We start from the raw sequence: 12,163 nt of genomic DNA on the forward strand, positions 1-12,163 counted from the left end.
TTTTTTGAACGCTCTGTTCTGTAGTTGCAGTAAGTGTTATTTCTTTAAAGACCCAGAGCATTGAACATTTCGGATGCAATAGCCTCCATTCCCAAATCACCGGGATGAATTGCTACACCTGAATTATTGACAGTATGCCACTGACTATCGTCACCTTTAACCTGTGCTCCCATATAGGATCTGTTTGCAGGAATATCAAGATGAGATATTTTAACAAAGGTTAAGTTATTCTCTGTGGCTACCTGAGACATTGCTGAGTCTTTATTAACATCTGCCCAGAATACACCTCCAATAATTATTTTAGCTGTTGGATTTTTTATTTTTATATAATTAATCAATGCTGAATACTCTGCTTTAAATGCTCCAGAAAAAACTGCATTTTCACCCAGTCTTACACAAATCAAATCTTTTCCTGACAAATAAGTATCTAATTGAGATTTATCCCATGTAGAAGGAGAAGTTTCCCATCCGGCAATATTTAACACATCAGTGGTTGCAGCAGGTTTAAAAACCTTCATTTTTTCTAAAAAACGATGTACATAATCTTTACTCTTCTCAGATGCAGCCATTCCCCAGCTCCCCCACCAATAAGCAAGAACCGGATGCCTGGCGATTGAATTTCCTAAATGAAGTATATTTGAATATCCTGCGACATAATCCCATGTCACAGAGCCATCCGGATTAAATAATAAGGATACTTTTTTCCCGTTAAAAGTAAAATTCTGTTGTAATCCTGCAATTGATGAATTGATAGAAGATAAATCTGATTTTGTAGATATAGGGCTTTCAATATATTCTTTAAGGTATAACTTCATTGGAAGAGATTTCCCTGATACTTGCGTCAGCACTCCGGTGTAATTGTCAGCAGCCCACAGATTTGCTATTGCAGGTGTATTATTCACAGGAAATTTTGAAGGAAATTTTAACCCCACATACTCTCCTTTTGCAAGTATTATCGGATCAATTGTAACAACATTAAACCCGGCATTTAAAGTCTTTCTTATTACATTTTTTTCAATAAACTTCCCAGCCTGGTCCAAAAATCCGGTTACTATTTGATAAGCCCCTGCAGTAACTGTTCTGATTTCAATTTTTTCTAATATATGGGAATTTTCAAGCTCTAATTTATTAATTGCGTATCCTTCTATACCATCAGAATCTACCGAAACACCAGATTCTCCTTTTCCAACCTCAACACCTGTATAGCCATTCTGAGAATAATCTTCTACAATTTTACTAACTGATTTGGAAAGATTGAAAACAGATTCACTTTGCAGAGTAGTTTCATTAATATCCGAAAGCTCAAACCACAGAGCATAATAACTTCCGACACCTGCCTGTACTCCTCCTGAAGTGGTACTATATTGAACAAATCTATTTCCGACAGCACCCGGATCTCCATAAAATATTTGAGCTGATGTAGTTGGTAAACAAAAAACAGCAGCCATTTCTCCGGTATTGATTTTTATTTTCTGGTTCGTAAAATCAAAATTGTTCCAACCGGCAACTCCCGATTTTTCTTCACTTTCCCAACGCATAATAAATTTTGTACCATCATAGCGGCCGATACAAAACTTTAAATTACCTGCTACTGCAAGTCTTATATTTGCTTTTGTTAAAAATTTATTTGAATCTGAAACTGCTGTTGTATTTGATTTAATATTGTATAAGCCAGCTTGTATTCCATCAGGAGAAGTCCCTGCCAATTCAACTCCAATCTTTTTATAAAAGCCGCCTACCTCTTCTACTGATTTTCTTACCTCATCAGATTCTCCTCCTTTTACTTTATTGACCAGCCAACTATTGATTTGTTTACCTCCCTGAGCGTCAATATTATTATCAGAGTCAAATTCTAATGCTACATTTACTCCCGGAACAGCCACAAAGTCTTTTTTCGTAACTCCATTACTAACATTCAGAAATACTAATTGTTCATCCAAGTCTGCAGTTGTAACTTCAATAGGTACACCGGAAATATTTTTAAAATTGATATAAGTACCTACTGTCCTGGCTTCCCATTTTTCGTAAAGATCCGGATCACCCGTTATCCACGCTGTTGGTAAACTGTTTGGAAATGCTTCTCCTTTGACAATTGATTTTGTACTGGCTACTGCATCATTTACGGCTTCTAAAAGAATTTGTTCAACTTCTTTATCCAATTTATTATCTAAAGAAGCTTGTAAGCCTTTTATAGCTTCCAAATCCATCACTTCATCTTTATGCCAGAATGAATCTATCAAATCAGAAAATTGATTTTGGGTGGGATATTCACCGGTTTTAAAATAGGTTTTTAATTCTTCTCTTGGGGTCAGTTTATTTTCTTCCATTATATTTTATTGTTCTTTGGTTTTCATTTCTACGTATGCTCAGTCTGGAGTTCGAAACTCATCTTTTTTAGCTTTCACTATTTTACATTTTCAGAATAGCTGCATTCGATTCTTACATTTCTGATTCCATTAACCTGTCCGCCATTCAACGAAACCTGGTTTTGGCCTGCGGGTAAATAACCGGTTGCCAAAAGGGTATCATTTTCGGCATTATAGACTTCACATTTAATGGATTGACTGGCTTTCGTAAGGTCTGCTCTATAATAGAAACTCAAAGAATCTTCCAGGTCATAATGATCCGTAACTGTATCTTCAGCTCTATATCGATCATTCCATCCGGTGCTTTCTATTCTATACTGGATAGGCACTTCAGTTTTATTAACGAATTTAACACTGGTGTTTAAAATGTTTATTTTTCTTCCAAAACCTCCTTTTGAAAGTTGTATAGGTAGCCCAATACCTTCCAGCTCTCCAAAGTCAAATCCAACAGGGATTGTGTTCAGATTATTCCCGAACAATCTATAAATAGTGTAGGTCTGATCTAATTGATAAGCCAAACTATAATATTCCGTTTCTTTCAAATCACCTTCAAAGATTTCTTTTACTTTTATTGTATAAGGGGCACTCCCTACAAAATAACGTTTATCTAAAAAGCTTTTGAAATCAGCAGATGAGATTACCTGATCCGGTTCATCATTTGTGCTTACCACGATTGAAAATTTTAGATTTCCGACATTATTTGTTGAAAAATTAACGAATAGGTTGTCAATAGCTGCCAAACTATTGGCAAAAATGGCCAGTTCTTTTTTGGTAAGAACATCTTCTCTAAGTCTTAAAGAATCTATCAGATCTGCAAACTGGCTTTGTGTGGGATATTTTCCTGTTTCAAAATAGTTTTTTAACTGGTCTCTGGTTGTTAGTTTATTTTCCGCCATAATACTTCTTTATAATTTATGCTTCCGGGCATTATTACACTTTGGTTTCAATGATAATTTATGTTATGTTTTAAAGTTCTGAACTCATCCTTTTTTTATCCCTGGAAAAGGGTTTTAGTCTCGTTATGCTGTAGTTGCAGCACCGTTTAGTTGTAAGAAGCAGGATGATGACGTCTTACGTTTCATTGCCCAAAATTCATACTTTTTTTGTTCCTGTGAAAGTTTTTTGGCCCCGCTATTCTGTAGTTGCAGTACCCTCTACTTTGCAGGAATAAAAAAGGCCCGGATCTTATAATCCGAGCCTTTTTAGCTTCTATGCTTAACGTTAATTTCTTTTCGCAGAGTTGATGGTTAATCCAGCTTAAAGAAGAAATATACTACCGCCGCCCACTCTTTTCTGATTCCTTTTGCATACCCGATAGTGCTGTGGCTGCTGTTTTCAACCGTTCCATCATCTTTGATGTAACCAATAGTGGAACGACTGCTGTTTTCTACAGTCCCGTCTTTTTTTACATACCCTACCGTAGAACGGCTCTTATTTTCAATAGTTCCGTCACTTTTGATGTAGCCAATAGTGCTTCGGCTTTTATTTTCGATAGTCCCATCATTTTTAATATATCCCACAGTGGAATGACTGCTGTTTTCTATAGTTCCGTCATCTTTAATATATCCTGTGGTACTATGGCTTCCGGATTCTATAGTTTGAGCAACTAAAGAAAGACTGAAGAGAAGGGAACAAAAGAATAGTATTTTTTTCATATTCAATATTTTAATGAGTTATTGACTTTGGTTATTTGATGTATTCAAAAGTATTGATTATTCTTTTATAAAGATAAAAACTTGTAGATAAATGATTGAAAATAAAACCGCACGAAAGGATTCGTGAGGTAGTAGAGAGAATTAAATCTAATAAAGATTAAAAGCTGAATTTCTTTTAGGTACTATGATAACCCTAAACAATGAAATTAGGCCTTAACATTTAATATACAATTATAATTTTTGGCCTAAAGTATATCATTCTTTTGTATGAATTTTATTAAATTAAAAAGACTCTGTAAGAATCATTTAGCTTTGCAGAGTCTTTAATCTTAACACTTTTAATTGGCCAGTTTTAATTTCTACTTAAGATAATTTTTTTATCACGATTTTCTTACTTCAATAATTATGTTATTTTAAATCATCATAACTCAAAGGGTATGAAAAATAAGCATCTCCATCTTCATCAAGAATAAAAAATGTAACTATATTATTTTGAAAATAAACCATACATGGCATATTTGAATGCAAATAATTGTTTTCTCCTTCTGGATGTACAAACTCATTATTTTCATATTTAAAATTCACATACATAGCTGAAGAATAGTCTAATTTAAGAGGTAACATCTTATTTTGTTGCAACTTAATAAAGGTATCTTCGGAAATAACAGTGTAATCACATCTAGTTAATTCTGTGTAAGGAAATTCCTCTTCCGCAAAAAATGGAAGTTCATCATCTATTAGTTCTTTTATTAATGCGCTAATTGTTTCTAAAGAATGATCTCCCAACAGATATTGGTCAATCATTTTTTGTGTATCAAGATAATAATATCCTGATTTAGATTTATGTAAATCTACTTGTGTTATACCTATTGCCATATTATTTTATTATTTAAAATTATTAACCCAAATATATTATTATTCTTATAAAACATCTTTGAGCTTACCGTTAAACTCACCGTTACCTAGAGCAATTACAATATCCCTCGTAGTAGTCTGGCCAGCTGGTTTTATTTGATATACTGTCATTATTCCATCAGTAGCATTAAAAACTACGACAGGACTCTTAGTCTTATAACTTGTATGACTAGGTACATCTTCTCCTAATACATAAGTAGTTTGTTCATAATGCACTTGTACTTTATTTGCTTGTGTAATTTTATGTATTTCCATCATTTTTCTTTTACTTTTTTCTACTTTAGTACTTGCATCATCTTTATTAAATCCTAAAGTTTCTTGCATTGTTACAAATTTGAACAGAATATTCGGATAAGTATTTATTAATTCTCCAGTAGCTTTCATCAATGAAATAACTGAAGTACCTGAAAATAATGGCTCTACAATAGTAAATGTAATAGTTTGATCTTCCTTTCCTTTCATAGCTTCTTTTACATAAATTACTAAATCTTCAGGTTGCTGAATATTATGATCCTTACCGGTCACTTTATCTCTTGGCATTTTTCTTATCTTTTCGTTTTTGATAGAAGTATGTTTAGTTACGGCATCTCCTAAAAACGAACCTCCTGTTTCGGTAGTTATAATATATTCTTGCCCTTTTAACTCTTCGCGCATATTTTGTAATGCTCCATGATATTCTCCTAAAAACGGAGAATATATGGCACCTTGTGCAATATCCCAATTACGAATTGATTTTGAACCTGTAGATACCATTTTTTTTCTTAAGTCAGTATTTCCACCATTTCTTAACTCTGGTATATGTTTAATAAACTCTAGCATTTGTTCTCTTATTCTTTCAGGATATTTGCCTTCTTCTAAGTTTACCTCTCTGTTTTTTGCGAACTCTTTGTTTTCGATAAAAGCCACTTTTTGTATGCTATAATTCAGCGCATTGCCCTCTCCAAATATATTAAATAATTGCTGTAGCGTATTAGAAAGTTGTTCTTCTTTATTCTCTACATTATTATCTAATTTTTCTGCTCTTTTAATTTCATCGCTTGATGCGCCTTGTATTCTTGCTTTATCCAATGCTTTATCGGTTTCTTTTGCATCTTTATCGGTTTCACGATATTGACTTTTAGCTTCAGACAATAAAGTTTTAGCTTTTACTTGTTCTTCTTTTGGTAAATTATGAAGCTCATTCTCCCACTTTCTTAGTCTGTCACCTACATTCATAGGCGTACTTGCTACCATTACTTCAACATTATTACCTTTTTTAGCAATCCAGAGTTTGTGATTCTCTCCTTCAGCAGAAAAATAAATGGTTTCTCCAACTTCATTATCTTCAAGCTTTTTATCATTTCTGGTCATTCCTTTTTTATCCTTTCCATCATCTTTTCCTTTCTTACTAATGCCTAGTTTGTTTAGTAGTTTACCACCTTTTATTTTCACAAAAGTCCAGAACTTAGTAATCGCCTTCACAATACGTTCCCGTATTTTACGTATTACTCCTACCACCTTATCTGCCAATCCACCAATTCCCAGTAATGAAGCTAAGAAACCAATCAGTACCGGAACTGCTTTACCTAATGCATTTTCTATTGATTTGGCCACAGCTCCTACATTTCCGCTGGCAATTGCTTTTATACTATCGGTAAAGGCTTTTACCAGTTCCATAATTTGTGCAGCCCGCTGGATAAAGAATTTCACAACATCTATAATCGCCATTGCCGCTTTTATAAATGCTCCTACCGGAGTCAATAATCCCATTACCCATTTAATACCTGCCTGGATGACCTGTGTCTGGATAATGTCCATAATAGCATCCATTACCGTAGCTTTAAGGTCGGCAAACTGATCTTTCAAATGCTCCCAAAGTCCGGCAACACCTTCTTTTCGAACAATTTGCACCATTTCAAAGCTTGTTTCAAGAACTTTCATTACAGGTTCACCTATCACTTTAGAACCGATGGCTCTGATTCCGCTCCATGTTAAACCAAGCACCTGTGTTGTGATGGAGAAAATTCCTTTTAATGAGAATACATCTTCCGGCATCGTTAAAGAGATTCCTTTCATTGCTCCCGTCAGCCATCCGAAGAAACCGGTTTTAAGGTGAGTCCAGATGTTATTCCCGAAATTGGTAAATCCTTGCGAAACTCCGGCAATAAGATTTTTAAAGAATCCTATCGGATCCATGATAATCGCCTGAATGGCACTGATAACACCGGACAATAAATTGGTAAGGGTATTTTTAATTTCAATAATAATGGCAAACACACTGGTTCTAAGAACATCAAGAGCCTGATTCACCCAGCCGCTATTTTGTGTTTTTAAGTCTGAAATTCTGGCATCAATGCTTGTTATATTATCTGCGTATTTTTTAGCCAACACATCAATTAATGCATCCTTTTTACTGTTTACACTGTCTTCCAATGCATTGAATTTGCTTTGGATCTCTGCAATAGCATCTTTTCCAATTTTTCTTAAACTTGGTGATAAACTGTTGACATAAGTCTGTACCTCTTTTTTGCCTTTAGCAATTCTGGTTTTGGCTGCATTAAGCTGCGTGGTAACATGGGTGGCGATTTGGTCAATAAATTTATCCATGACTTTAATGTACAGGTCCTTACCGCTGTCAAAAAATTTGTTGACCTCTTTAGGTAAGCCTGTAGCTTTGTCCCATAACCATTTTCCTGCTGCCACTAAGGCTCCGTATTTTGCATAGGCATCCCCATAACGTTTCTTTTTATAAGCCTTCATTTCTTTATCGACATGGGCTTCAAATGCTTTTTTAGCTTCTTTGCTGCCATTATCAAATTTTTCGGCCACCGATTTGTCCAGATTATTTAAAATACCATCCACATCAGTTTTGGAGGTAAGGTAAATACCATTAATATGATCGGCAATTTCTTTTCGTTTCTGGCTGTCTTTGCCTGAGGTCTGCTTTTGTTCACCATGTACATTACCTAGTCCGCCTTTTCTCGCACCATGCATGCCGCTAATGTGATGGGCCGCCTGTGTTTGTGCTTCATTACGGGTTTTAGACAGCTCCTTATTTTCGTTGGTTCTGAACTGTTGAGTTGCTGCAGCGCTTTGGGTTTTGGCTTTATTCTTTTGTGCCAAAGCATCTGTAAACGTAGGCTCATTAGATTTTGCCAGCATTGTATCGGTGACTCCATTGGCTTTCATTTCACTGTCGATGCTTGCTGTTTGTTCCTTAATAGGTTGTTCTACGCTTTCTGCATTTCTTTTCACTGGCATCGCTTTCACTACATTAGGTGTTCCCGGAGCAATACCTACATTTTGTGTTGGCATTTTTGCAACGGCACGAACAGGCTGTGCAGCGGTATCAGGTTGTGCAGCTGTTGCAGAAGCAATATCATTAGATGCCAGATTCTTTTCTTTTTTAACATCGCCTACTGCCTTTTGATTAACTTCCTGTATGTTGTTGTGTTTCTCGAACTCATCTGCCTGCTCTTCATTTTTCGGAAGCTTGATGTTATGTATTTTTTCACTCAGCAAAGCTTTAAAATCTTCTTTCTTGAACAGCCCTGGTTTTTGTTCATCCATGGTATTCACCTGACTTGCTTGCGCCATACTCTGGCGTTCATTGGCTGGTGATGGTGCTGCAGCTTGTGCATCTTCAGATGATTTTTTTGCAGGTTCGTGGCGTTTCTGCACTTGAGCTGTAGCGCTGATCCGTCCGCTCAATTCTATAAATCCAGGATTGTCTGTGGCGTTTGCAGAGGTTTTTGTTTCCGCATCAGCCTCTATCGTTTTATCTGCAGTTACGGACTGAAGTTTTTCTACAGCAACAACTTCCGGTTTCCTGGAAACGGCTTTTCCTGACGTCTTTGTATCCGCTTTTGCTTCCTGATTGCTCTTGCTTTCCTGATAAACGACAGCTTGTTCCTGTACTGTTTTGGGCAGGTAGGTTCCCGATTTGAGTTTATGATAATCTTGTATTTGATTGTCATTCAAAGTAGACATATAGCCTTTTTCAATTTTCCTGGTGTCAGGATGGTTGATGTCTCCGGTTTTCGCCAGACTCTCCTGGAGTTTTCCATATTTTTTTTCTGATCCCTGGCCATAAATATCTCGTGAATCATGAACCCTCGCAATGGTACCATTGAGGTGGAGCAGACTGTCATTAGGGCTTCCTGATCCGGCAGCAATGCCTCTATTTCCGGATTTTTGTGTTTGTATACTGACCACATCAACCTCGGGCAGAGGTACAACTACCGGATTTTTCGGCTTTTGCTTTTTGCTCTGGTTTTTATGGGCCTTATTGTCTTTTTCTACAGGTTTTGCTGTTTTCATTGACTTAGTTTTTTAATTTCATATTATTTTAAAAGACCTATAGGCACAACTAAGATATTGTGCCTTATAGGATGCCTGCCGGGTTGGAAAAATCATACCGGTGAGGTAGATTCTTTAAGAACATAAGTAAATAGAAATGGTATTTGACTTTGAGAAACAGGCAACACTGAACCATTTCCTGGTTTCTTCTCTTGCTTTTGAATTTTCAGGTTTTTTTAAGTTTTAAATCCACTCTTTTCCGGGAGAATATCTCCTTTAGAGTGATTGATTCTGTCATTACGGTAAAGACTATTTCAGAATCTTTTTATTATTTCATATCATCTTTCTTTTCTTCTTCCTCATCAAACTGTCTGTCTGTCTTCACTCCATATCGGTTTTCAATAAAAAGATTCACTGCTTTATCAATCCAGTTTGGGAGGTTTGTAGTGATCATTTTCAGGAATTTATCATAACCGTAGCCAAGCACAAATAATATCCCTGTTGAATACCATTTATCATGCAACTCAGCTCTGTTCATTAAATAGCTCATTGTAAAGCCTACGATGACTACGATTACCAATGTGATAAAATGCTCCCATGGTTGTTTTTTCTCTTTATTTTGTATGGAGACCAGTACCCTAAGTAATCCTCCTGAAAAAGCTATTGCAGTTCCGATTAACAGGGCTTTTATACTATCCAAATTCATTCTTTTTCTTCTCTATTATTTATTAAAAATTTTAATTTTCAAACCACTTTCAGATGTTTAATTATTCCTGAGACAGGATATACATATCATCTAAAAACTTTCTGATTTTCATGATATTTTCACTCTCATCCGCATACGCTAACTCGTCAATAATATCACTGATATCTCTACCTGGCTTCTTCAGTTTTTCCTTATCTTTTTTCTTTTTTTTCTTTTCTTTTTTTTTCATGGTTACTAGAATTTTATTAAATGAACAATTGCTTTTTTAGTTTTTTTTAAAATTGATTTCTCTTCCAATACACTAAGGCCAAACGGTTTCCTTTTACAATTCATGTTTTATTTAAAACAACAGAACTACAAAGCAAAAACCGTTTTTTACCTTAATATTTTACCTATAATTTAAATTTGAGAAAGATATTAGAGCAGCCTTTTAATCTGTATGAGGCTGTTGAGGATTTAGCAATAGCTTTGAATCCCTTTTTATCTTTTTAGAATGAATAATTTCAAGAAATGAATTATGAATACACACTATCTACAAACATTATCTTATTGATATTCAAGTTACAACATTATATTAAATGGTAAGGATTGAGCTTTCTTCCGTGACCGTATACTATGGTTGAAGAATGATGTTATATATTGTTCTTTCAGACAAAAACAACATTTCCATCAACTCGTTGACAATCACTTTCATCTGTTTATCCTGATTACGTTTTACATAATCAATGACAAAATCTTTTCTTTTTTCGACTAATTCTTTACTACGTTTCATATTCTATGGTTAAAAGTTTTTGTGGTTAAAAAGTTTTTTTGAATCAGACAGGCTTCCTTCTCTTGCCTGTTGACCGTTTCATTAAGTCATAAGAATCCCTAAAGACGAATATTCCGCCTTCTAAAAAGATGTCTAATTCAATTAATTTTGTTTTTTTAGAAGCCGGTACCAGGTATTTATCAATAAAAATCTTACCCTGACTTCTTTATTTTAAATTTCATTTGCCCTCTCAGGATGTATTAGCAACTTTACTGACAACTATAATTAATCGATATTTTATATGTTGAGCAGTAATGTTATTCTACATGTTGGACTTGTTTTTTTATTTTCAGGAAAAAACAAAGAGCAAAATGATTGCTTTATTTAGATATCTATCAAAAATAAACGCATTTTTATCATTAGAGGAACAATTTAAAAACGAACAAAACACAAATAAAACAATACAATAAAACGCACTTTTTACACCTTAAAGAGTATTTGAAATTTTCCCTATCCCTACTAGCTCCGGATAAAATAAAAAAAGAAAATATCTATATTTTAAATACACTACATATAAAATAAATTTCCAACTCATTTAATTACATACAATTACAAACCAAAAGCAATATTTTAAAATATTAAAAAAATATTAAATTTTAAATATAATTTTGTACATTTGTACTGTTCCATCTTAACGACGAAACAAATATACGAACATTGTTCGTTTTTCAAAACAAAAACGAACAAATTATTCATTTTTTTTTACAAATAACTATAAACATATCAAAATGAACTATTTAGAATTCAAAGAAATTAGAAAGAAACTAAACATGAAGCAGGCTGATATAGCAAAATCTATAGGAGTGGGCACCAGAGCCGTGCAATATTGGGAAAAAGGCGAACGAAAAATACCGGAAACAACCGCTTACTTTGTCACCAATCTACTATTAAAACAACAGGAACTCAATGATGACAGTGCGTCTCCAGTTGTTTTTTCAGATTTAAAGATCATGCATGTTCCATTGGCGAATCAATACGCACAAGCCGGTTATCTGAGTAATTTTGCTGATGAAGAATATATAGATAGTTTACCCACTATTCCTTTTACAGATGATGTAGAGCACAGAGGTGAATACATGTGTTTTGAAGTGAAAGGAGACAGTATGGATAACGGATCATACGAAAGCTATCTGGAAGGTGATATAATCTTATGCAGAAACATCAGACAGGATTACTGGATGAGTAAACTCCATTATGATAAGTGGGATTTTGTAATTGTTCACAAAGAGAAAGGGATTTTGGTAAAGCGAATCATCAACCATGATGTGGAAAGAGGGATCATCACCCTTCATTCTCTGAATGAATATTATGAAGATTTCGAGATCCATTTGAAGGATGTTGCGAAACTTTTCAATATTATAAGTACAAGACGTAAAAACAACAGAAGATAATTGCCTAGGGAAATAAAATCCTCAATTTCTTGAGGATTTTA

Annotated in this window: 8 protein-coding genes; 1 reads left to right on the forward strand and 7 read right to left on the reverse strand. The window is 34.6% G+C overall.

Annotated elements, in window-relative coordinates:
• Window positions 1-44: 44 nt before the first annotated feature.
• The 7 genes from BUE84_RS14690 to BUE84_RS24430 form a co-directional block, all read right to left on the reverse strand.
• Complete coding sequence (locus tag BUE84_RS14690) at window positions 45-2,327, reverse strand: SGNH/GDSL hydrolase family protein (protein ID WP_079242280.1); 2,283 nt, start codon at window positions 2,325-2,327, stop codon at window positions 45-47.
• A gap of 77 nt (window positions 2,328-2,404) precedes the next feature.
• Window positions 2,405-3,262, reverse strand: coding sequence for a hypothetical protein (locus BUE84_RS14695; RefSeq protein ID WP_079242281.1), 858 nt, complete (start codon window positions 3,260-3,262; stop codon window positions 2,405-2,407).
• A gap of 351 nt (window positions 3,263-3,613) precedes the next feature.
• Window positions 3,614-4,021 (reverse strand): 5-fold beta-flower protein, encoded by a 408-nt coding sequence (locus tag BUE84_RS14700; RefSeq protein ID WP_079242282.1) that lies wholly within the window; start codon window positions 4,019-4,021, stop codon window positions 3,614-3,616.
• A 408-nt stretch (window positions 4,022-4,429) separates the two neighbouring features.
• Window positions 4,430-4,897, reverse strand: a complete 468-nt coding sequence (locus tag BUE84_RS14705; protein ID WP_079242283.1) for a hypothetical protein — start codon at window positions 4,895-4,897, stop codon at window positions 4,430-4,432.
• 45 nt (window positions 4,898-4,942) lie between these two features.
• Window positions 4,943-9,235, reverse strand: a complete 4,293-nt coding sequence (locus BUE84_RS14710; RefSeq protein ID WP_079242285.1) for a hypothetical protein — start codon at window positions 9,233-9,235, stop codon at window positions 4,943-4,945.
• A gap of 307 nt (window positions 9,236-9,542) precedes the next feature.
• Window positions 9,543-9,914 carry a hypothetical protein gene (locus BUE84_RS14715; RefSeq protein WP_145953260.1) on the reverse strand — a complete coding sequence of 124 codons (372 nt, stop codon included), beginning with the start codon at window positions 9,912-9,914 and terminating at the stop codon, window positions 9,543-9,545.
• 67 nt (window positions 9,915-9,981) lie between these two features.
• Window positions 9,982-10,149, reverse strand: coding sequence for a hypothetical protein (locus BUE84_RS24430; RefSeq protein WP_156106585.1), 168 nt, complete (start codon window positions 10,147-10,149; stop codon window positions 9,982-9,984).
• 1,310 nt (window positions 10,150-11,459) lie between these two features.
• On the opposite strand from BUE84_RS24430, the gene BUE84_RS14720 reads away from it, so the two are divergent.
• Window positions 11,460-12,122 (forward strand): S24 family peptidase, encoded by a 663-nt coding sequence (locus BUE84_RS14720; RefSeq protein ID WP_079242288.1) that lies wholly within the window; start codon window positions 11,460-11,462, stop codon window positions 12,120-12,122.
• The last annotated feature ends 41 nt before the right edge of the window (window positions 12,123-12,163 follow it).

The organism is Chryseobacterium indologenes, assembly GCF_002025665.1.
Lineage (GTDB): Bacteria > Bacteroidota > Bacteroidia > Flavobacteriales > Weeksellaceae > Chryseobacterium > Chryseobacterium metallicongregator.